Here is a 21276-nt window from a genome sequence, read left to right as displayed (position 1 = left end):
TTGGGAACGATGTTATAATCAAGATGTTCACTTAAAAGAACAAATAAATTATTCGGGAGATACTAAAAATGAGAACAAATGATGAAATAATCACGGTAATTAAAACAACATTAAAAGAACAAAACATGTCACTTAGTGAATTGGCTCGTCGTGTGGGAATGGCTAAATCTGCTGTATCACGTTATTTAAATTTAACTAGAGAGTTCCCTTTGAATCGTGCAGAAGATTTTGCTAAAGCACTTCATATTAGTACTGAATATTTACTTGGGTTTGAAGAAAATGAACAAGAACAACCAGAACAAGACACAATTGCAGCACATTTTGATAAAGAAGATTTAACTGATGAAGAAAAGCAAGAAGTTGAAGATTTTATTAACTACCTAAAAAGTAAACGTAAATAGAAGTAATAGTTTAATAGGATAAAGACATATGCTGAACTTTGTGGAAACACAAAGAAGCCACCGATAAAAAACGGTGGCGATAACATAATTGAGTAACGGAACTACTACTAATGCATCTAAAATTTTAGGTAAGCCGTTAGACTTAAACATTAAAGTTAATAATCATAAAGAGGAAGTGGATAAAGCTATCAAATCTATCACATCATTCAGTAATTTTGAATCTCCTCGTATAACAGCGCCTAAGTTTGAAAGACCACAAGTTTCGCTATCTGGTAATTTATTGCCCTACTATACAGTAATGTATAGTTTGCATCGGGTGAATTCAAAGGAAGCCTAAGTCCATTGGATAAGGTAACTTTGAGCCAAGCCTTTTATAAGGAAGGTGCAACGCATAGTTTCTGAAATAACGAAGCCACGAGCGCCCGATATCCTATCAACAATATTATAACACAAACTTATTACCAATTATAACTTTTTATAATAAAGGGTGTTTATATGGGGAAATACGAAGCATTAATTAGTAAATATAACCATTTAACAATCATAGAAACTGATACGCTACCTAGTTTTCAATCAGGTATGTATTACAATAACGAAATTTATATCAACAGTAATAGATCCAACGCAGTTAAGTTAGAAACATTAGCAGAAGAATTAGCACATCACAAACTTACATATGGTAATATCACTGACCAAACACAATTTATTAATAGAAAATTTGAAGGATATGCTAGACGATATGCAATGGAACAAATCGTTTCGCTGCAAGGAATTATTGATGCCTTCAGACACAATTGCCATAACTTATATGAAATGGCTAATTTTTTTGAGGTTTCTGAAAGTTTTGTGCAACAGTGTATTGAGCATTATAAAGTCAGATATGGATTATCCACACTTCATAATGGTTATTTAATACAACTTGAGCCGTTACGTGTGTTTGAATATAAAATGTTATATTTATTAGATAAAGGAGATGAATACATATGAAACCAAACGAAAAATCTGGGATAGATGAATATATGAACGACGAAATAAAATCGTTAGGCGTTAAATACTATCGTGAGTCTAGTGGTAACATCGAGGTACAAAATGCATTAAAAACAGCAAGTAAACGTTTGAATGGCAATGTAGGAAAACCGGAATTCACATTTTTTAGTAATGATTTTTTTGTTGTAGTAGAAGATAAAAATGATATCAATTTACATATATATTCAAATGATGACAATGTAACGTTGGATAATCCTGAAATAGTTCCAAAATATGCAGTGAATGGAGCTATTCATTACGCTAGACATATTATCAAAAATACTGACATCATAGATAAAGCATTTGCTATTGGAGCTTCGGGAAATGGCCACTCAAACAAAATCAGTATTTATTATGTGGATCAAAAAGAATACAAATTTATTTCTGATATAAACAATCTTAATGATCTTAAAGAAGAAAATATAGAAGAATTTTACCTTGTTTCAGTTCTAGGAGAGCTTCCAAAAGAAGAAAGAGAATTAAAAGAAGTTAATAAAATAGCTGCTGATCTACATGAAGATTTAAGAAACTATGGGTCGCTTGAAGGAGAAAAGAAAGCATCTGTAGTATCTGCAATTTTATTGGCTTTAGAAAATGAAGATGTAATTTTTAATGTTGATAAATTACAAGGATTACAAGGTGAAGGCGTAAAAGATGGTGAAATTTTGTTTGATGCTATCGATAAGTATTTAAGAAATAAAAGCTTAATGCCTCACGCTAAAATTGGTGAACTAAAAGATAACTTTATTTTTATACAAAACGACTTAACTTTAAATAGAATAAGAGAAGATTTAGGAATGACACCCTTAAAATACTTCACCATCAAATTGAATGAAAAATTAAAGAAAAATATTAAACACTCTGATATGGATATTTTAGGTAACTTCTACGGTGAGTTTGTAAAATATGGTGGTAGTGATGGAAATTCTTTAGGTATTGTATTAACACCAAGACACATTACAAATTTAATGTGCGAATTAATAGACATTAACGAAAATGATTATGTGTTAGACCCGTGTTGTGGTTCTGGTGGGTTTTTAATTGCTGCAATGAATAAGATGTTAAATCAAACAACAGATGAAAGTAAACAAGCTCACATCAAACAAAAACAACTACATGGAATTGAATTGCAACAAAAACTATTTACTATCGCTACCACTAATATGATTTTACGTGGTGATGGTAAAAGTAATTTAAAGCGGGATGACATTTTTCATGTTGAAAAAGATTTTTATACAGATAAAATTACAAAAGCGTTAATCAATCCACCCTACTCGCAAGCAAAAACAAAAAATTTAAGCCACCTGTCAGAAATCAGTTTTATTAATGAAACATTATCTTTAATGAAATCTGGGGCTAAATTGGCTGCCATTGTTCCACAAAGTACAATGATAGGAAAAACTAAGAATGATAAAAATTATAAGCGAGAAATACTAGATAATAACTCATTAGAAACTGTAATCACACTTAATAAAGATACCTTCTATGGTGTAGGTGTTAATCCATGTATAGCAATATTTAACGCTGGTATTCCACAGGATGATAAGAAACGTGTTAACTTTGTTAACTTTTCTGATGATGGATATGTCGTACGTAAACATGTTGGGCTAGTTGGAGACGGTACAGAGAAATCTAAAAAAGAGTATCTGTTAAATGTTCTCAATGACTATGAAGACGCTGACACTAATTTTTTAGTTAAAGCCCCTATTACATGGGAAGACGAATGGTTGCATAGTTTCTTCTATTATAATGAAGAAATCCCTACAGAAGAAGATTTTGAAAAGACAATCGCTGATTACTTATCTTTTGAATTTGATATGAAATTGCACGGCAGGGGGTATTTGTTCGATGATGAAACTGAGTGATAGAGAATGGAAAGAGTTTATGTTAGAGGAATTATTTACAATAGGAGGCACAAAAACAACTCCGTTAAATTTACTTAAAAATAATAATAATAAAAGAGAGAAACAACTTCCTTATGTTACAACTAAATCAACCTATAACGGTATAGATAATTTTTTTAGTGAGTATACAGAAGAAGGCAACGTGATAACTATTGATAGTGCAACAGATGGATATATTTTTTACCAACTAAATAAATTTTCAGCTTCAGACCATGTAGAAAAATTAATTCCGAAGTTTAAATTAAATAAATATATAGGTTTGTTTATCGTTATTTCCATTAAAAAAGCTACAAAGAAAAAATATAGTTATGGTTATAAATTTTCACAAACAAGAATTAAAAGACAAAAAATAATGTTACCAGTTAATGCTTGTCAACCTGATTACGAGTTCATGGAACAATACATGAAACGAAAAGAGAATGAAATACTAGATAGAATTTAACGGGTAGCTCGCCTACCCTTATTATTTTTTACTTTTTTTAGGAGGAATAGATAATTATGCCAATATATAAAGATGATAATACAAATAAATGGTATTTTTCCACTCGTTATAAAGATGTATATGGTAATAACAAACGGAAAGTGAAACGTGGTTTCAATACAAAACGTGAAGCTAAATCAGCAGAAGCAAATTTTCTAACAGAAATAGAGACGGGTTACAGTGATTCTAATACGTTTGATTATGTATTTAATCATTATTTAGAACACACGGACTTGAGAAAAAAGACACGCCGAAGAAAAGTAAATGAATATAACAAACATATTAAAGATAAATTCGGTCATATTAAAATGAATCAAATTAAACAAAACCAATGCCAAGAATTCAGAACATATTTAATGAGTGCCGTAGATAGCCCAAATACAGCAAGAGCAATATGGTCTAGTTTCAAAGTTGTTATTAATCACGCAAAAAAACATTTTGGTTTGCGTATAGATCCGACTATTTCAATTACACCCATTCCTAGAGTGAAACCTAAACCTAAATATATGTTAAGAGAGGAGTTTGAAGATAAGATAAATAATATTAAAGAAGATGATTATAGAGAGTTGCTTTATTTAATGTTTTATACGGGTTTACGTGTGGGCGAAGCTATGGCTTTAACTTGGGTGGATTACAACAAATATAAAAAAGAGATATCCATCAATAAAACGATGGATACCTCAAATAGAGAAATTTATAATCGTGCCAAAAACGAATCTTCTGAAGACATTGTACCATTACCAAGCTTCATAAACCAAATGTTAGCTAATAGATACGAACGAGAAAAAGTAAAATACAAATATTTTGATGAAACTTCTTACTTTATATTTGGTGGAATGGAACCTAAGCACTATAAGCACTTACAAAAGAAATATAAAGAAGTATTTCCACAATACGATGTTCATACTTTAAGACACTCATACGCATCTTATTTAGCCAACAACGGTGTAGATATTTTTGTCTTACAATCTTTAATGCGTCACTCTCAAATAACAGAAACAATGCAAACTTATAGCCATTTATATACCCAGAAAAAACACGATGCTATCGCTGTTTTCGAGAATTTTCAAAAATAAAATGGTATCAAAATGGTATCAGTAGACACTTATCCACAAGTAAAATGGCTCAGTGATAGTACTTACAGCTATCCAATACTGCCTTCCATTTCAAATTTGATAAGACGATTCATTTCAACAGCATATTCCATTGGAAGCTCTTTAGTAAATGGTTCAATGAAGCCCATAACGATCATTTCTGTAGCTTCTTCTTCAGAAATACCACGGCTCATTAAATAGAATAATTGTTCTTCAGAAACTTTTGATACTTTAGCTTCATGTTCTAATGAAATATTATCATTAAATACTTCATTATATGGAATTGTATCTGAAGTTGATTCATTATCTAAAATTAAAGTATCACATTCGATGTTTGAACGTGCGCCTTTAGCTTTACGACCAAAGTGTACGATACCGCGATAAATTACTTTACCACCGTCTTTAGAAATTGATTTAGATACAATCGTAGATGAAGTGTTAGGTGCTTTATGAATCATTTTTGCACCAGCATCTTGAACTTGACCTTTACCAGCGAAGGCAATAGATAACGTACTACCTTTAGCACCTTCACCCATAAGTACACAGTTTGGATATTTCATCGTTAATTTAGAACCTAAGTTACCATCAACCCATTCCATATTACCATTCTCATGTACTAATGTACGTTTTGTAACTAAATTATAAACGTTATTAGCCCAGTTTTGAATTGTAGTATAACGCACATGGGCATCTTTGTGGACGATAATTTCAACTACAGCTGAGTGTAGTGAACTTGTTGTATAAACCGGAGCTGTACAACCTTCTACATAGTTAACTGAAGCACCTTCATCTGCAATGATGAGTGTGCGTTCAAATTGTCCCATGTTTTCAGAATTAATACGGAAGTACGCTTGTAATGGCGTATCTAGCTTAATATTTTTCGGTATATAAATGAATGAACCACCAGACCAAACAGCTGAATTAAGTGCTGAGAACTTATTATCTCCAGCTGGCACAACTGTTGAGAAATATTGTTTAAATAGGTCTTCATTTTCTTTTAATGCAGTATCAGTATCTTTAAAGACGATACCTTTTTCTTCAAGTTCTTTTTCCATATTGTGATAAACAACTTCGGATTCATATTGGGCTGAAACACCGGCAAGGTATTTTTGTTCAGCTTCAGGGATACCTAATTTATCAAATGTACGTTTGATTTCTTCAGGCACTTCATCCCATGAACGTTCAGTTTGTTCAGATGGCTTAACATAATAAGTGATATCATCAAAATTCAATTCTGATAAATCGCCACCCCATTGAGGCATAGGCATTTTGTAGAATTGTTTTAATGCTTTCAATCTATAATTAAGCATCCATTCTGGCTCTTCTTTCATATTTGAAATTTCACGGACGATATTTTCTGTTAAACCGCGTTCTGATCTAAAAATGGAAACATCTTCATCATGGAAACCATATTGGTAATTACCCACATCAGGTGCTTTTTTAGCCATTTAAATCACTCCTTTTATATATTAAAACGACTCGCGTCAAGACAACTTCGTTTGTAGTTACATCGTATTACAACTAATCTTGGTGTTATGTCTAGTGTGAATGGAAATTTACACAATGTCAACGTATCAACATGGATTAGTCTTCTGTATTTCCTTCTTTTTCAACTGTACCTTTTTCTAAAGCTTTCCAAGCCAAAGTAGCACATTTAATTCTAGCTGGGAATTGAGAAACGCCTTGCAGCGCTTCAATATCTCCCATTGCTTCACTGATTTCATAATCTTCACCAAGCATCATTTTTGTGAATTCTTGACTCATTTGCATTGCTTCAGCTAAAGAGTGACCCTTTACTGCTTCAGTCATCATTGAAGCACTAGACATTGAAATTGAACAACCTTCTCCATCAAATTTTGCATCTTTGATAAAACCGTCTTCAATATCAAACGTAAGATGAATGCGATCCCCACAAGTTGGATTATTCATATCAACTGTCATTGCACCAGTATCTAAACGCCCTTTATTTCTAGGGTTTTTATAATGATCCATAATGACTGAACGATACAACTGGTTTAAATTATTAAAATTCATATGAGAAAAACTCCTTCGTTTGCTTCAAGGATTCTACTAATTGATCAATATCTTCTTTAGTATTATAAATATAGAAACTTGCACGTGCAGTTGACGATTGATTCAACCATTTCATCAATGGTTGCGCACAGTGATGGCCTGCTCTAACTGCAACACCTTCAGTATCCACTGCAGTCGCTACATCATGAGCATGAACATCAGTCATATTGAACGTTATAACACCCGCACGTCTGTCTTTTGGTGGCCCATATATTTCTATACCTTCAATTTCAGACATCTTATCATAAGCATACGTCGTCAATTCATGTTCATGTGCTTGTATCGCATCAAAACCTAGGTTTTCAATATAACGGATTGCTTCAGCCAAACCAATCGCCTGCGCAATTAATGGTGTACCCGCTTCAAATTTCGTAGGTAAATCAGCCCATGAAGCATCATATTTTTCAACAAAATCAATCATATCTCCGCCAAACTCGACTGGCTTCATTTTATCTAGCAAGGCGCGTTTACCATATAATACTCCGATACCCGTAGGTCCCAGCATTTTATGGCCACTAAAACTATAAAAATCAACATCTAGTGATTGCATGTCTAAATCCATGTGTGGTGCTGCTTGTGCGCCGTCTACGCTTACGATAGCACCATGTTCATGAGCAATATCAGTAATAGTCTTAATGTCATTAATTGTACCTAATACATTTGAAACGTGTGTAATAGCGACAATTTTTGTATTATCATTAATTGTTGCTTTTATATTTTCAATTGTAAGTTCACCATCATCTGTCATTGGAATGAACTTTAAAGATGCATGCTTACGCTTAGCCAATTGTTGCCAAGGCACGATATTGGCATGATGTTCCATTTCAGTGACTACAATCTCATCACCTTCTGAAATATTCGCATCTCCATAACTATGTGCAACAATATTAATTGATGCTGTAGTACCACGAGTGAAGATAATTTCTTCAAAATATTTTGCATTAATAAAACGTCTGACTGTTTCACGTGCGCTTTCATAACCATCAGTTGCTAATGATCCAAGTGTGTGTACACCACGATGTACGTTAGAGTTATAACGCTTATAATAATCCGCTATAACATCAATAACTTGTATTGGTGTTTGACTAGTAGCAGTTGTATCTAAATAAGCAAGGCGATTATTGTTAACTTTTTGGTTGAGAATTGGAAAGTCTTTTAATATTTCGTTAACATTTAATGATTGGGTCAAATTATCCACAGACCTTTCTTAATTTAAAAAATCAATAAAGAAACCGTAGCAATTTAAGAAATACAACAAACTAACGTATATTATTTCATTTAATCTGAGCATTTTATAGTCATGTTCAATAACATTCTCTTAATCTTATTTTGCTGCGGGTTCAATTGTATTCAGTGTTTATTATTTATTAACTTTTAATTCGATAACTTCACGTAACTTACGTTGAACATCTTCGATTGGCAATTCACGTACAACTGGGTCCAAGAAACCATGAATAACGAGACGTTCAGCTTCTTGACGTGAAATACCACGGCTCATTAAATAATACAATTGTTCAGGATCGACACGACCAACTGATGCAGCGTGACCAGCCTCTACATCATCCTCATCGATAAGTAAGATAGGGTTCGCATCTCCTCGTGCTTTCTCAGATAACATCAGAACACGAGATTCTTGGTTCGCAATAGATTTCGTACCGCCATGTTTAATATAACCAATACCATTAAATACTGTTTGCGCACCTTCTAACATTACACCATGTTTTAAGATGTAACCATTTGTTTCTTTACCATATTGAACAATTTTAGAAGTTAAATTAATTTTTTGACTACCAGTACCAACAACAACTGATTTGAGTTCACTTTCAGAACGGTCACCAATTAAATTCGTTGTATTATCAATGATTTGGCTACCTTCGTTCATTAAACCTAACGCCCAGTTGATAGTGGCATCTGCTTCAGTAACACCGCGACGAATAATATGCCCAGTGAAACCTTTATCTAAATAATCTACTGAACCGTATGTGATTTTCGAATTAGCACCAGCACTCACTTCTGAAACAATATTAAGTTGATTGCCTTCTCCACTGGCGATTGATAAGTAGTTCTCTACATACGTTACTTCAGCACTTTCCTCAGTTGCAATAATGACATGATTAAAGAAACTGGCATTTTCATCGTCATGCAATACTACATATTGAATTGGATGCTCAACTACTACATTTTTTGGAACATATACAAATACGCCACCATTTAACAATGCAGTATGTAGTGCAGTCAATCTATGTTCATCAACTGTAACAGTTTCATTCATAAAATATTTTTTCACTAAATCTGGATGGTTTATTAATGCATCTGCTAAGCCTTCAACGATAACTCCATCATTTTGAGCTGAATCAGAAACTTTTGTGAACGCTAAAGTATTATTATGTTGAATAACCAAATTTTCAGTGTTTTCAACATCAATTATCTCTCTAACTTCACTTGGCAATTCTTCTAATGACTCATATACGCTACCTGTTGTTTCATGTTGTTTAAATGAATCAAAGTCCCATCTCGTGATTTTTGTTTTATCTGGTTTTGGCATTTCTAAAGTTTCAGTTAATTTCAACGCTTCTTTACGTAATTCAGTTAACCAAGAAGGTTCATTATGGGCTTGTGAATATTCAACAAGTTGTGCTTCAGAAATGTTCAAAGTTTCAGTCGTCATACTTTTTTCCTCCCATTTGATGATTGTATGATTTAACTCATCGGTATAAATCAAAACCTAAATCTTCATCTATAATATTTTTTCATATGAATTAAGACTTATTCTGCAGCATTAAACTCTTCTTTAACCCATTCATAACCTTCTTCTTCAAGGCGTTTCGCTAATTCAGGTCCTCCTGAAGTAACAATTTTACCACCGTACATAACGTGTACATGGTCAGGTGTAATATAATTTAATAGTCGTTGATAGTGCGTAATGATTAATGAACCAAACGTTTCTCCGCGCATTTGATTGATGCCTTTTGAAACTACTTTTAATGCGTCAATATCAAGTCCTGAGTCTATTTCATCTAAAATAGCAAATTTAGGTTCTAACATCATTAATTGAAGAATTTCATTACGTTTTTTCTCCCCACCTGAAAATCCTTCATTTAAATAACGTTGTGCCATATCTTGATCAATATCTAAAAAGTCCATTTCCTTATCTAACTTTTTAATGAATTGCATTAAGTTAATTTCTTCGCCTTCTTCACGTTTAGCGTTTATCGCTGAACGCATAAAGTCTGCATTCGTTACACCAGTAATTTCTGATGGATATTGCATAGCAAGGAATAATCCCGCTTTAGCACGATCATCAACATCTAACTCTAAAATGTTAACGCCGTCTAATAATACTTCACCTTGTGTTACCTCGTAGCTTGGATGTCCCATGATTGCAGATGATAACGTCGATTTACCTGTACCATTAGGTCCCATTACTGCATGTACTTCTCCTGTATTAATTGTTAAATTAACACCTTTAAGAATTTCTTTATCTTCAATAGACACATGTAGGTCTTTAATTTCTAATGTTGATGGCATACATATTCCCTCCGTATTATATGATATGTTTTTCCTATCCAGTTTATAATAATTTTAATCTACAGTCAAAAGACTGAGCCCTTGTTACACCTTCTAATTATAACGCAGTTGTGTTGGAATATAAACCTTTTCAAGTGCTAAATTAAAATTGTTATCAAAATACAATGATTTTTGTTAGTGCATTAAAGAATTCTTTAACTGATAATATAAGATATGATGTTCTCAACTCATTTATCCCTATATTATTCATTATGAACAAAGCATATTCTATAATCATTTATTCATTTTAACTTTTGTTTTTAATATAGTTCTATGACAAATTGTGCTATCATTTTTAATATATTTTAGATAGAAAGGATTATGATATGTCAAAAATTAAGTGGTCAAATCTATGGAAAGGATTTGCAATGGGCACATCAGATTTAGTACCCGGTGTAAGCGGAGGAACTATCGCTTTACTTCTAGGTATTTATGATGATTTTATACGCTCTATTAGTGGAATATTTTCAAAGAAGTTTTGGGAAAGCTTAAAATTCCTGATTCCTATTGGGTTAGGGATGGTCATTGCCATAGGTTTATTAAGTAAAGTAATTAATTATCTTTTAAGTGAACATACCGTGCCAACCATGTTTTTATTTGTTGGTCTAATAGCAGGCATCATACCCTATTTATTAAACACAGCAAGAGTTAAACAAACATTTCAAACTTCTCATTATTTACTCGTTTTACTTGGTATTATAATCATTGTAGTGATTACCTTATTAAATGATGGTGATAAACATGCAGGAGAAACACTTGAATTATCAACTGGTCTTATTATTAAATATTTTATTGCAGGTGTTTGTGCTTCTAGTGCAATGTTACTACCAGGTATTTCAGGGTCCTTTATGCTATTAGTATTTGGTGTATATGGTACTGTAATGTTTTCAATTTCAGAATTTATGTCTTTAAATTTTAACGCTGTACCTATCTTAATGATTGTAGGTATTGGAATTATTTGTGGTTTCTTATTTTCTAGTAAATTGATTCAGTACCTTTTAAACCATTACACATACTTAACATATGCCATTATCATTGGTTTTGTTGTAGGATCACTGTATGCAGTATTTCCTGGGTTACCAAGCGATGTTACTACATGGATTATTTCTATTATCACAATAATTTCAGGTTACTTTATTAGCTATAAACTAGGACATATTACGAGTGATGATTTTTAATACTTCTATGCAGAAATCATATTAATTTATCACTAGCTTACTAAGATTTTGACTTTGAAATCACGTAATAACATTTGATTTCTCCCCATATTAAAATATTAAAAGCCCGGAATGGTAATGATTCGTTGCAATAACTAGTTAAGTAGTTTAGTTACAAATCCATACCATATCCGGGCTATTTTACATTCATGCTTATACATCAACAGCGAAATGATATATGATGAACGCTTATATATAATGACGCAACCTATATCATGATATAAGTTACGCACAATTTTAAGTTCTCCCTGTCACAGTTTGAATGATAATATAATATTGAATAACGCCTTCAATATTTTCGTGCTTTAAAGCAATTCACTCAAACATAATTTAATTTTAGTCTATAAAACTTTAATTTTCAAATATGGACTTTTTCTATATAAAATCACCTTGTAAACAAAACAAATGAATACCGCTTCAACTTAAAAGCCATTTTGTAGACCATTAAGCCCATAGAGCAATATTTCATAAGTTACTTTCATCAAATAGTTTTTGATAAGAAAATATGATCATCTTGAGTGAATAAATTTAGATCAATATAACTGTTCGGACGAATTTTCCGAGTTATATTGATAATTTCACACACTGCCCTTTTACTAAATTCAAACAAAAAGAACCCTTCAACTATTGAAGTTAAAGGGTTTGTTAATTGTGTTGCTATTATTTTGCTGGTACTACGGCTCCGTCATATTTTTTATTGATGTAATCTTTAATTTCTTTAGACTGTAATACATCCATCAACGCTTTAATTTTTTTGTCGTCTTTATGGCCTTCTTTCACACCAATCAAGTTAGCATATGGATTATCTTTTGCTTTTTCTAAAACAATTGAATCATTTTTAGGACTTAATTTTTGATCAATTGCGAAGTTTGAATTGATGATTACTGCGTCAGCATCTTCTTTTTGATAAATCTTAGGTAAGTATTCTGCCGATTGTTTATTATTAAATTTGATATCTTTTTTATTTTCTACGATGTCATCAAATTTAGCATCTTCAGTTTTAACACCTTTTTTAATTTTAATTAATCCAGCGTCAGAGAAGAATTTTAAGAAACGTCCTTCTTCTGCAGGGTTGTTTGAAACATAAACAGTAGCACCTTTTGGTAATTCTTTTAAACTTTTATATTTCTTTGAGTAAACAGCCATAGGTTCTAAATGTACATTTCCTGCTGACTCAATTTTATAGTTTTTGTCTTTCTTTTCAGTATTTAGATAAGGCGTATGTTGAAAGAAGTTTGCATCTAACTCACCTTTATCTAATAATTTGTTAGGTGTTGTATAATCGTTAATCGTTTTAATTTTTAAGTCATAACCTTTATCTTTTAGAATTGGTTTTGCTTTTTCTAATATTTCAGCATGTGGTGCCGGAGAAGCGCCAACTGTAATTGTCTTATCTTTACCTCCGCCGCCATTACCACAAGCAGCTAATACTAATGCTAAAGCGATGATTGAAGCTAAACTAAATAATTTTTTCATATAATTGTCCCCTTTAACTTAACGTTTATCTATTTTATTAGTAACTTGATCTCCAATAAATTGGATGATAAAAACAATAATTAAGATTAAAATTGTAGAAACGAATATGACATCGTTTTGGTTTCGTGTGAAGCCAGTTAGGTATGCTAAGTTACCTAGACCTCCAGCTCCAATCACACCAGCTACTGCAGTAGAGCCTACTAATGCTATTGCTGTTACAGTTATTCCAGATATTAATGCTGGCATAGCTTCAGGTAACAACACTTTCTTAACTACTGTCCATGTTGTAGCTCCCATTGACCAAGCCGCTTCTATAACACCCTTGTCTATTTCTTTAAAAGCAATTTCCACTAATCTAGCGTAGAATGGTGCTGCACTGATAATTAGTGCAGGTAATGCACCTGTTGGACCACTAATTGTTCCAAGTACTAAACTCGTAAATGGTATAAGTAGTAAAATTAAAATAATGAATGGTATTGCTCTGAATAAATTCACAATAAACGATACGACACTGTAAAACACTCTAGCTACTGGTGATTGGCTTTTAGCAGATAAGAATAAAAGCACACCAAGTATCAAACCAAAAATAAAAGCAAATATTGTAGAAATCAATGTCATATAAATTGTTTCATATGTAGCTAACCAAACTTCATCCCAACTTACATTAGGCATTGTTAGCATTTCCTGTAGAATCTCGCCGAATGAACTACCCATGCTTTAACACCTCCACAGAAACATGTTGTGCTGCTAAATCATTTTTGAACTTTTCGAATTTTTCAGAATTCACATCTAATAAATGTAATACTAAAAATCCTAGAGCACCATCTTTAGTATGCTTAATATTTGCTTCAAGAATATTAACATCTATATTATGTGTCTTTGTTATGTATGATACCAATGGTTCAGTTGTATTATTTCCTGTAAAATTCAATCGTACGATATAAGCAGTTTCATCTAATTCGATTAATTCAGAAATAGACTCATCAAACTCATCGTTTAAGTCCTCTTTCACAAAGCGTTTTGTTACTTCATGCTGTGGATTTTCGAAAACATTTGACACTTGTCCTTGTTCAATGACGCGACCATTTTCCATCACTGCCACTTCATCACAAATACGTCTTATGACCTGCATTTCATGTGTGATAATAACTATTGTTAAATTTCTTTCTTCTTTAATTTTTAATAATAATTCTAGTATTTCATCCGTTGTTTGCGGGTCTAATGCACTTGTAGCTTCATCGCAAAGTAAAACATTAGGTTCATTTGCTAACGCACGGGCAATACCTACACGTTGTTTTTGTCCACCCGATAACTCTGATGGATAGGCGTTTTCTCTACCCTTTAGTCCTACCAATTCCACCAGTTCAATCGCTCTTTTTTTGGCTTCATTGCGTGATACACCAGCAATTTCTAATGGAAAAGTAATATTATTTAAAACATTACGTGACCACAATAGATTAAAATGTTGAAAAATCATGCTCACTTTTTGACGTTTTTTTCTCAATTCTGATTTTGATAATTTCCCAATCGTATCTCCATCAATGATGACATCTCCTGAAGTTGGTTGTTCAAGATTATTTAAAAGTCTTATCAAAGTACTTTTACCTGCACCCGAAAAACCAACCACACCAAAAATCGAGCCTGATTGAATACTTAAATCAACATGATCTACTGCTAACACATCGTGTTTTTTCGTCTTGTATCTCTTAACGATTTGATTTAATTCAATCATTGTCGTTTCCTCCTTGTATTGCTCATTCAATTAAAAAATGCTTTCTCTTTTCACTGAAGAATAGAGAAAGCAATGTCGCTTCTCTCATCTTCTAAAGTTTATCTACTTTATGTGAATTGGCACCATTTCTATTACAGACGGTTGCCGGGCTTCATAGGGCACATCCCTCCACCTCTCGTGATAAGAATACATTATTTAATTATCCATAATCCTACCATTGTACTAAAGATTCGTCAATAATTATTTTAAATTTTCTAACAAATACGGCACTGATTGAAATGCATAAATTCTTTTTTGTTCTTCACCTTTAGACATAAGCATAAGTATCGGTACCGATTGTATCTCATGTTGTTGACTAAAATCAGGATGAAAATTTAAATCTATTTTAGTAATTGGTAATTTTAAAATTTCATTCGCAATATCTAACATGCGTTCTGACACTTTACATGTGCCACAAGTTGGCGTATAACCAAAAATTAGATATTTCTCTTTATCTACGTGTTCGAAAACATTAACACGCGTTTCATTCTTTACATTCATGTTAATAAACTGACCCTTTCAGCAATATAATCTAATTTGGCTTTTGCTACTTTTTCTTCATCTTTCACTATAAAACCATGTTTTGCTAACACTTTTGACAAATAGGCTTTAGGGCATCTCGCTACTTCACCATATTGTTTCTCTATGCGAATATGTTTACTTTCACTTAAATATTTTTTGAACCATTTACGTATCTTTTCACCTTCATCATCTGCATCCGCAAGCACATAAACTTGCTTGTCGTATAACGATTCTATCATCTCATCTAACTTATCAATTCCCATAGTACCGTTTGTACAAATGATTTCAATCGGTTGGTCAATCACCTGCTTCACCCGTTTCTTGTCTGTTTTACCTTCGACAATTATAACTTGGTTTAATATCGCCATGACAGTCACCTCTAAATGTGATAGTAAATTCAATTTTATATTTAGTTCTACACCATACATTATCAACATAAACATTTATTATAGTTTCTTATTAAAATCTTATAATTGAACCATCCATTTGTACCATTGAACTTTTTAATGTTTTTGATACTTCAAAATCAATTAATATATTCAAGTGAAATTTAATCTTTTGTTATAGAAAAATAAAAACTCCATGATATATCGTATCGTGGAGTTTGATTTCATATTATTCACCGATCATTTCAGAATATTGGTCAGCTGACATTAACTCGTCTAATTGACTTTCATCGCTTAACTCAACTTTAACCATCCATGCTTTTTCGTATGGTGATTCATTAACGAATTCTGGACTATCTTCTAGTTCATCATTTGTTTCTACAACTTTTCCTGAAACAGGTGCATAAAGTTCTGAAACTGTTTTCACTGATTCAACACTGCCAAAAGATTCACCTTCATCAATATCGTCATCAGTTTCAGGCAATTCAACGAATACGATATCACCTAATTCACTTTGCGCATACTCAGTGATACCAATTGTTACTGTATTTCCTTCAATTTTTACCCATTCATGTTCTTTAGAATATTTTAATTCACTTGGTACTGCCACGATAATCCCCTCCTAAATGTTTTTACATATTCATGATGCCATATGAAAGGCTTACAATCAACTATTTAATTGATTTTACAATACTTCTCATGTTTTACAATTCATCGCACAAAACTTTTCTGAAGTATATAACGGTTTTTTCAAAAGTTGTTAAAAATGAATTGTAAAAGCATGTGTGTTTACAACCAAGTTTCCTTGTATTGTTCCTCTTTAAAACCTACCGTTACTTTATCCCCTAATACTGCGAGTGGTCGTTTTACTAACATACCATTTGAGGATAATAAATCTAGTTTTTCTTCGTCAGAAAGGTCTTTCAATTTATCTTTAAGGCCTAGTTCACGATATTTTGCACCATGTGTATTAAATAGTTTATTGATATCTATACCTGTAGTATTTATGATTTCTTTAAACTCATTTTTAGTTGGTGTATGTTGCACAATATCGATGGGTTCAAAACTTACCCCGTATTCTTGTAAAAATTTAGCTGCTTTTTTACAAGTTGTACAATTAGGATATTGGTAAAATTTTATCATTTTTCAGAACCTCCTATGCTTAGTTAACACTAATATAACAAACTTATAACAAAAACGCTCTAATTATTAAGCTGATTTTTTTATTTACTGCAATTTGTCAGTTATAATGTCAATACTAATATCTTTTATAAAGGAGTCTAATTATGGAATCTATTAATACTAATGATCAATTTAAAAGCACAATACAAAGCGACGCACCAGTCATCGTTAAATTTGAAGCAGGATGGTGCCCAGATTGTAAAGCTATGGACATGTGGATTGACCCAATTGTAGAAAAATACAACAATTATAACTGGTATACTGTAAATCGCGATGAATTAGAAGATGCAGCGGCTGAAAATGACGTTATGGGTATTCCAAGTTTATTAGTTTTTAAAAATGGGGAGAAATTAGCACATTTACATTCAGCAAATGCAAAATCTCCTGAACAAGTTGAATCATTCTTAGCTGAAACATTTGAGTAATTTTTGGTTTAATTCTTTTATTTTAACTTTTGAACAATCAAAATTTTAAAATAGACATTATTAGGGAGTGGGACTGAAATCTTTTTATTAAAAGATTTCAGTCCCACTCCCTTTTTTCATAATTAGAACTTATCAATGATTTGATTGTGTTGGCGTTCTCTGTGTGGCATTCTTTCTAAATCTTCCAAATCTGTTAAATATAATAACCCTACTAAACGCTCATCATCTTTCACACCAAATATTTTACGTATTTCAGGATTAAATATATAAGCCGGAGACTTCCAACATGTACCAATACCTGCTTCAAAAAGTAATAACATGAGATTTTGCGCAAATGCACCAAATGCCATATTATTCTCTAAACTTTCTTTTTGTCTTGGATCTTCTTTAACGATTAAAGCAAGCATACCACCTAAATTAGTAGCAACTTTATAGTGATCTTCCTGTTTTTTTCTTAGATTAGGAAAAGCAATTTCAGTTAATTGCTTACTCATATCTCCCAATCTATGTTTTGCGATATGAACCACTCTCCAAGGTGCTCTCAAACCGTGATTCGGTGCATCTGTAGCACGCTGTATCGCTTCATATAAAGCATCGTCATCTATATTCATATCTCTTCTAAAGACCTTTATACTTCTTCGTTGAGCTATTGCATCTTGTAGTTCCATCTAATATCGCCCTTTCACTATTGATAACTATTTTCAATTATAAGACAGGACGATAAGATTTTCAAACTACTGATATAACTTTAATTGCGCGCTTAAAGTTTCAACTTGAATCTGTCCAGGTGCTTTAGGATTATCTAAACAACCATATGATACTGCGCCTCCAAATAAACCTTGTGCAGTTCTCGAAATGGTGCCTAATTTTGACATTGCAATGCCAATGACTTGTTGCGGAACTGTATCTACTGTTGCTGATAATGCATATAATAAATTTAAAACATCTTCTTTACTTAAAGGCATGACCGCGACTTTTAAGTAATCTGGATTCATTTGATGCATTTTAACATATAAATGTTTTAGCTGTGTGAGTGCTGGTGTTTTTTGAAAATCATGATAAGACAATATAACTTCAATATTATTTTTGTGTGCTTGGTCAATCAAGTTCAATATATATTGAGATTGTTGGTTAATTTCAAATTCTACATCAATCATATCTACGTGATCTATTTTAATTATGCTTTCAAGTAATTTAATGTACGAATCAAACGTCAAATCACCTTTACCCCCTTGTGATTGTGTCCGATACGTAACTAAAAGTTTTTTATTTAAATTTAATTCATATAATTTATCAATGACATTAGCTATATCATTTATCTCTGGTGTTGCCCAATGATCAACTCTCAATTCTATTATATCGATAGAAGTTTGATATTTTACTAATTCATGTAAAAAAGTTTGTGAAATTTTATTTTCTGGCTCTATCGTTACCGCAATTTTTACTTCAGACATTTTAAAAACTTCCTTTTCAATCAACATTAAAATTATTGTATAACAATCTTAAGAACTTACACAATCTTTAAAGCGTACATTTAAACAAATAACAAAAATCCATTCACCTTTTATATGATTTAAATTTAATTTTAAGGGTATTGTTGTTATATAAGTAATTTAGGAGGTAATATAATGGCAGTAAATTATGAAACAAAAGCAACGAATACAGGTGGTCGTAACGGTCACGTGCAAACAGATGATAAAGCAATTGATGTAGCAGTCATTCCTCCAGCACAAGCTGATGCTGAAAAAGGTACTAATCCTGAACAATTATTTGCAGCAGGTTATGCATCATGCTTTAATGGTGCATTTGATTTAATTCTTAAACAAAACAAAGTCAGAGGCGCTGAACCTGAAGTCACTTTAACAGTACGTTTAGAAGATGACCCAGATGCAGAAAGCCCTAAATTAAGTGTTTCAATAGATGCAAAAGTTAAAAATGTTTTATCACAAGAAGATGCTGAAAAATATCTACAAGATGCACACGAATTTTGTCCATATTCAAAAGCGACACGCGGTAATATTGACGTAGATTTAAATGTACAAGTAGTAGAATAGTAACAATAAAAGCCCCCAAAATTCTAATCGAATTTTGGGGGCTTTTATTGTTAAATTAATACTGCTTATGCTTATGTCATGATGTCTTTTGATTATTTCCTCTTTTTTTAATTGTCTTCATCTTTATAATTAATCCATATGTAAATCATTAATATGGCAAAAGAAATCAAGATAAGCAAAATTAGCGAAACTATAATAGTCATTAAAGATTCCACTTATCGTGCCTCCGCTCATAATATATCACTCACCATATTATACCATAACCATCCTATCCATTCGCGTCATTTAAAAATTAAATAAAATACAATTATATACTTAATAATTTTATATTTTTTTGGCTTTCGAAATAAACATGATTCCATGTTTTTGAATAAAATTAAATATAGTGTTGCTCAATTTTACTTTTTCCCTTAAAATCAAATTTAATACGGCGTTAAAATTAATTAAACTATTATATAAATGGTTTATAAAATTTAGGAGGCACTCAATGACAAATATACGTTACTTATCAATCGATGATATATCCAACTATAGAACATTATTAAAACGTGGCATTCATGAAGATCTTGACGTATTTGCATGGAAATTGCAAAATGATCGCTGCTTGGCCGAACTAAATTTACAAGATTTACTTTCTACCAATTCAAATAAATCAATTGTCATTGGAGCCTTTCAAGATAGCGTTTTGATAGGTGCTGTAACACTTATATTTAATCAGAGTTATAGCTTGGTACACAAAGCAGTTATTGAGAATATGTGTGTTATGGGTGAAAACCATGAATCTAGAGAATATCTTGCTAAACAATTAATGGAATATGTATTCCAAATCTGTCAAAAAAAACAAATTGAAATTCTAATGACTTCACTTATATCAAATAATATTAGTGGCAAAGTTTTTTTTAGCAATTTAAATTTTGAATTACTTGCAATAGAAAAATTTGCTCGGAAATATGAAGTGGGTTATGTTGACGAACACTGGTTGATTTATTATTTCAACGGAGAAGATATGGCATTATTCGAATAACATATGACCTAGTTATTGAAACCACCTCTTTCAATCAATATACGTTCCACTACCTATGATTATTTAGCATTTTTGTTAATAACCTTTTTAATAAATGTTATGACATATTTAAAAATGACTTGCAATTAAATTGTTAAGCAAATATTATTTTATTAAGCTATCATTTAAAACATTAGATTAATAAAAGTATTTCTTAGAGAGGACTGAACAATTTGAAATATGCAACGACATTATTATCACTGTTCTTGTCATTAATTACATTAACTACCCCATTATTAGCTGTTAATAAAATTTTAGAAGAAGATATGCAATTATTAGCTGGTCTATTATTCATTTTAGGCGTACTACTCATTAATTTATATGCATGTTTACGTGGGGATCGTATTGCTAATATATTTGCAATGTTGGTATCGTTATTTTCATTCGCATTATTAAGTTATCCATTTTGGAAATCGTATGTAATAAACTTTTTCATTTAATTTTATGAATACATATTTTTTATAATATTTAATTATCAAAACACTTCATAACTATACATTTTAGTTATGAAGTGTTTTTTCTATATACATTTTTTAAAAAAGAAAAAAATTTTATTTTTAAAATTTTCTGAAAAGTATATAATGATTAAAACAAAGGGGGAAAATTGAATATATGAACTTAGCAATTCTCGGTT

At 31.7% G+C, this 21276-nt stretch carries 25 protein-coding genes and 1 riboswitch; of the genes, 11 read left to right on the top strand and 14 right to left on the bottom strand.

What is annotated here, in order from left to right; translation table 11 throughout:
* Positions 1-68 precede the first annotated feature (68 nt).
* From CD150_RS01470 to CD150_RS01445, 6 genes are all read left to right on the top strand, one after another.
* Positions 69-401: a helix-turn-helix domain-containing protein gene (locus CD150_RS01470; protein WP_073342911.1), complete on the top strand. Its 333-nt coding sequence runs from the start codon at positions 69-71 to the stop codon at positions 399-401.
* An 88-nt stretch (positions 402-489) separates the two neighbouring features.
* Entirely contained in the window at positions 490-738 is a 249-nt protein-coding gene (locus CD150_RS01465; RefSeq protein WP_073342914.1) for a hypothetical protein, read from the top strand.
* Between the two features lie 158 nt (positions 739-896).
* A complete protein-coding gene (locus CD150_RS01460; RefSeq protein WP_103161267.1) occupies positions 897-1388 on the top strand; it encodes an ImmA/IrrE family metallo-endopeptidase in 492 nt (163 codons plus the stop codon).
* Positions 1385-3292, top strand: a complete 1908-nt coding sequence (locus CD150_RS01455; RefSeq protein ID WP_103161266.1) for an HsdM family class I SAM-dependent methyltransferase — start codon at positions 1385-1387, stop codon at positions 3290-3292. The genes CD150_RS01460 and CD150_RS01455 overlap by 4 nt, the downstream gene beginning before the upstream one ends.
* Positions 3276-3773: a restriction endonuclease subunit S gene (locus tag CD150_RS01450; RefSeq protein WP_073342923.1), complete on the top strand. Its 498-nt coding sequence runs from the start codon at positions 3276-3278 to the stop codon at positions 3771-3773. Before CD150_RS01455 ends, CD150_RS01450 begins: the two co-directional genes overlap by 17 nt.
* A 56-nt stretch (positions 3774-3829) precedes the next feature.
* Entirely contained in the window at positions 3830-4888 is a 1059-nt protein-coding gene (locus CD150_RS01445) for a site-specific integrase (RefSeq protein ID WP_073342926.1), read from the top strand.
* A gap of 68 nt (positions 4889-4956) precedes the next feature.
* Here the strand turns inward: CD150_RS01445 and sufB are convergent, their stop codons facing one another.
* From sufB to sufC, 5 genes are all read right to left on the bottom strand, one after another.
* Positions 4957-6354 carry a Fe-S cluster assembly protein SufB gene (sufB, locus tag CD150_RS01440; RefSeq protein ID WP_046207503.1) on the bottom strand — a complete coding sequence of 466 codons (1398 nt, stop codon included), beginning with the start codon at positions 6352-6354 and terminating at the stop codon, positions 4957-4959.
* Between the two features lie 136 nt (positions 6355-6490).
* Complete coding sequence (gene sufU, locus CD150_RS01435) at positions 6491-6940, bottom strand: Fe-S cluster assembly sulfur transfer protein SufU (RefSeq protein WP_046207502.1); 450 nt, start codon at positions 6938-6940, stop codon at positions 6491-6493.
* Positions 6930-8168, bottom strand: coding sequence for a cysteine desulfurase (locus CD150_RS01430; RefSeq protein ID WP_397610341.1), 1239 nt, complete (start codon positions 8166-8168; stop codon positions 6930-6932). The genes sufU and CD150_RS01430 overlap by 11 nt, the downstream gene beginning before the upstream one ends.
* Before the next feature lie 171 nt (positions 8169-8339).
* Entirely contained in the window at positions 8340-9647 is a 1308-nt protein-coding gene (gene sufD / locus CD150_RS01425) for a Fe-S cluster assembly protein SufD (RefSeq protein ID WP_046207500.1), read from the bottom strand.
* A 98-nt stretch (positions 9648-9745) separates the two neighbouring features.
* Positions 9746-10507 carry a Fe-S cluster assembly ATPase SufC gene (sufC, locus tag CD150_RS01420; RefSeq protein WP_046207499.1) on the bottom strand — a complete coding sequence of 254 codons (762 nt, stop codon included), beginning with the start codon at positions 10505-10507 and terminating at the stop codon, positions 9746-9748.
* 365 nt (positions 10508-10872) lie between these two features.
* Between sufC and popT the strand changes: the two genes are divergently transcribed.
* Entirely contained in the window at positions 10873-11724 is an 852-nt protein-coding gene (gene popT / locus CD150_RS01415) for a polyprenyl-phosphate transporter PopT (protein WP_070039165.1), read from the top strand.
* Between the two features lie 699 nt (positions 11725-12423).
* On the opposite strand, the gene CD150_RS01410 is transcribed toward popT, so the two are convergent.
* The 7 genes from CD150_RS01410 to CD150_RS01380 all read right to left on the bottom strand — a co-directional run bounded on the left by CD150_RS01410 (position 12424) and on the right by CD150_RS01380 (position 17061).
* The gene (locus CD150_RS01410) at positions 12424-13239 is read right to left on the bottom strand and encodes a MetQ/NlpA family ABC transporter substrate-binding protein (RefSeq protein WP_046207497.1); all 816 of its coding nucleotides are present in this window, start codon (positions 13237-13239) and stop codon (positions 12424-12426) included.
* An 18-nt stretch (positions 13240-13257) separates the two neighbouring features.
* A complete protein-coding gene (locus CD150_RS01405; protein ID WP_046207496.1) occupies positions 13258-13953 on the bottom strand; it encodes a methionine ABC transporter permease in 696 nt (231 codons plus the stop codon).
* Complete coding sequence (locus tag CD150_RS01400) at positions 13946-14971, bottom strand: methionine ABC transporter ATP-binding protein (RefSeq protein ID WP_046207495.1); 1026 nt, start codon at positions 14969-14971, stop codon at positions 13946-13948. The genes CD150_RS01405 and CD150_RS01400 overlap by 8 nt, the downstream gene beginning before the upstream one ends.
* An 81-nt stretch (positions 14972-15052) precedes the next feature.
* Positions 15053-15158: riboswitch (SAM riboswitch) on the bottom strand.
* Positions 15159-15211: 53 nt separating this feature from the next.
* Complete coding sequence (locus CD150_RS01395) at positions 15212-15511, bottom strand: thioredoxin family protein (RefSeq protein WP_046207494.1); 300 nt, start codon at positions 15509-15511, stop codon at positions 15212-15214.
* Positions 15508-15900 carry a toprim domain-containing protein gene (locus CD150_RS01390; RefSeq protein ID WP_046207493.1) on the bottom strand — a complete coding sequence of 131 codons (393 nt, stop codon included), beginning with the start codon at positions 15898-15900 and terminating at the stop codon, positions 15508-15510. Before CD150_RS01390 ends, CD150_RS01395 begins: the two co-directional genes overlap by 4 nt.
* Before the next feature lie 247 nt (positions 15901-16147).
* A complete protein-coding gene (gcvH, locus tag CD150_RS01385; protein WP_046207492.1) occupies positions 16148-16528 on the bottom strand; it encodes a glycine cleavage system protein GcvH in 381 nt (126 codons plus the stop codon).
* Positions 16529-16707: 179 nt separating this feature from the next.
* Positions 16708-17061 carry an arsenate reductase family protein gene (locus CD150_RS01380; protein WP_046207491.1) on the bottom strand — a complete coding sequence of 118 codons (354 nt, stop codon included), beginning with the start codon at positions 17059-17061 and terminating at the stop codon, positions 16708-16710.
* A gap of 143 nt (positions 17062-17204) precedes the next feature.
* Here CD150_RS01380 and CD150_RS01375 point away from each other — a divergent pair, with 143 nt between their 5' ends.
* Entirely contained in the window at positions 17205-17525 is a 321-nt protein-coding gene (locus CD150_RS01375; RefSeq protein ID WP_046207490.1) for a thioredoxin family protein, read from the top strand.
* 122 nt (positions 17526-17647) lie between these two features.
* Here the strand turns inward: CD150_RS01375 and CD150_RS01370 are convergent, their stop codons facing one another.
* Together CD150_RS01370 and aroD are read right to left on the bottom strand one after the other, a co-directional pair.
* Complete coding sequence (locus CD150_RS01370; protein ID WP_073342933.1) at positions 17648-18193, bottom strand: nitroreductase family protein; 546 nt, start codon at positions 18191-18193, stop codon at positions 17648-17650.
* A 66-nt stretch (positions 18194-18259) separates the two neighbouring features.
* Positions 18260-18979, bottom strand: a complete 720-nt coding sequence (gene aroD / locus CD150_RS01365; RefSeq protein ID WP_103161264.1) for a type I 3-dehydroquinate dehydratase — start codon at positions 18977-18979, stop codon at positions 18260-18262.
* A gap of 174 nt (positions 18980-19153) precedes the next feature.
* Here aroD and CD150_RS01360 point away from each other — a divergent pair, with 174 nt between their 5' ends.
* The 3 genes from CD150_RS01360 (at position 19154) to CD150_RS01350 (ending at position 21082) form a co-directional block, all read left to right on the top strand.
* Complete coding sequence (locus tag CD150_RS01360) at positions 19154-19579, top strand: organic hydroperoxide resistance protein (RefSeq protein WP_046207487.1); 426 nt, start codon at positions 19154-19156, stop codon at positions 19577-19579.
* Positions 19580-20066: 487 nt separating this feature from the next.
* Positions 20067-20603 (top strand): GNAT family N-acetyltransferase, encoded by a 537-nt coding sequence (locus tag CD150_RS01355; protein WP_103161263.1) that lies wholly within the window; start codon positions 20067-20069, stop codon positions 20601-20603.
* A gap of 212 nt (positions 20604-20815) precedes the next feature.
* Positions 20816-21082 carry a hypothetical protein gene (locus CD150_RS01350; protein ID WP_046207485.1) on the top strand — a complete coding sequence of 89 codons (267 nt, stop codon included), beginning with the start codon at positions 20816-20818 and terminating at the stop codon, positions 21080-21082.
* The last annotated feature ends 194 nt before the right edge of the window (positions 21083-21276 follow it).

The sequence above is a fragment of the Staphylococcus ureilyticus genome (assembly GCF_002902235.1).
Classification (GTDB): Bacteria; Bacillota; Bacilli; order Staphylococcales; family Staphylococcaceae; genus Staphylococcus; species Staphylococcus ureilyticus.
The sequence above is the reverse complement of the archived record's forward strand: the minus strand, read 5'-3'. Positions and strand labels throughout refer to the sequence as shown.

What these genes read in the sequence shown, in the direction of transcription:
- CD150_RS01375 (WP_046207490.1), top strand. Translation starts at nt 17,205, where the DNA reads ATGGAATCTATTAATACTAATGATCAATTTAAAAGCACAATACAAAGC.
- CD150_RS01455 (WP_103161266.1), top strand. Translation starts at nt 1,385, where the DNA reads ATGAAACCAAACGAAAAATCTGGGATAGATGAATATATGAACGACGAA.
- CD150_RS01380 (WP_046207491.1), bottom strand. Translation starts at nt 17,061, where the DNA reads ATGATAAAATTTTACCAATATCCTAATTGTACAACTTGTAAAAAAGCA.
- sufU (WP_046207502.1), bottom strand. Translation starts at nt 6,940, where the DNA reads ATGAATTTTAATAATTTAAACCAGTTGTATCGTTCAGTCATTATGGAT.
- sufD (WP_046207500.1), bottom strand. Translation starts at nt 9,647, where the DNA reads ATGACGACTGAAACTTTGAACATTTCTGAAGCACAACTTGTTGAATAT.
- sufB (WP_046207503.1), bottom strand. Translation starts at nt 6,354, where the DNA reads ATGGCTAAAAAAGCACCTGATGTGGGTAATTACCAATATGGTTTCCAT.
- CD150_RS01405 (WP_046207496.1), bottom strand. Translation starts at nt 13,953, where the DNA reads ATGGGTAGTTCATTCGGCGAGATTCTACAGGAAATGCTAACAATGCCT.
- CD150_RS01355 (WP_103161263.1), top strand. Translation starts at nt 20,067, where the DNA reads ATGACAAATATACGTTACTTATCAATCGATGATATATCCAACTATAGA.
- CD150_RS01450 (WP_073342923.1), top strand. Translation starts at nt 3,276, where the DNA reads ATGATGAAACTGAGTGATAGAGAATGGAAAGAGTTTATGTTAGAGGAA.
- aroD (WP_103161264.1), bottom strand. Translation starts at nt 18,979, where the DNA reads ATGTCTGAAGTAAAAATTGCGGTAACGATAGAGCCAGAAAATAAAATT.
- CD150_RS01390 (WP_046207493.1), bottom strand. Translation starts at nt 15,900, where the DNA reads ATGGCGATATTAAACCAAGTTATAATTGTCGAAGGTAAAACAGACAAG.
- CD150_RS01445 (WP_073342926.1), top strand. Translation starts at nt 3,830, where the DNA reads ATGCCAATATATAAAGATGATAATACAAATAAATGGTATTTTTCCACT.
- popT (WP_070039165.1), top strand. Translation starts at nt 10,873, where the DNA reads ATGTCAAAAATTAAGTGGTCAAATCTATGGAAAGGATTTGCAATGGGC.
- CD150_RS01400 (WP_046207495.1), bottom strand. Translation starts at nt 14,971, where the DNA reads ATGATTGAATTAAATCAAATCGTTAAGAGATACAAGACGAAAAAACAC.
- CD150_RS01470 (WP_073342911.1), top strand. Translation starts at nt 69, where the DNA reads ATGAGAACAAATGATGAAATAATCACGGTAATTAAAACAACATTAAAA.
- CD150_RS01460 (WP_103161267.1), top strand. Translation starts at nt 897, where the DNA reads ATGGGGAAATACGAAGCATTAATTAGTAAATATAACCATTTAACAATC.
- CD150_RS01360 (WP_046207487.1), top strand. Translation starts at nt 19,154, where the DNA reads ATGGCAGTAAATTATGAAACAAAAGCAACGAATACAGGTGGTCGTAAC.
- CD150_RS01370 (WP_073342933.1), bottom strand. Translation starts at nt 18,193, where the DNA reads ATGGAACTACAAGATGCAATAGCTCAACGAAGAAGTATAAAGGTCTTT.
- CD150_RS01395 (WP_046207494.1), bottom strand. Translation starts at nt 15,511, where the DNA reads ATGAATGTAAAGAATGAAACGCGTGTTAATGTTTTCGAACACGTAGAT.
- sufC (WP_046207499.1), bottom strand. Translation starts at nt 10,507, where the DNA reads ATGCCATCAACATTAGAAATTAAAGACCTACATGTGTCTATTGAAGAT.
- CD150_RS01410 (WP_046207497.1), bottom strand. Translation starts at nt 13,239, where the DNA reads ATGAAAAAATTATTTAGTTTAGCTTCAATCATCGCTTTAGCATTAGTA.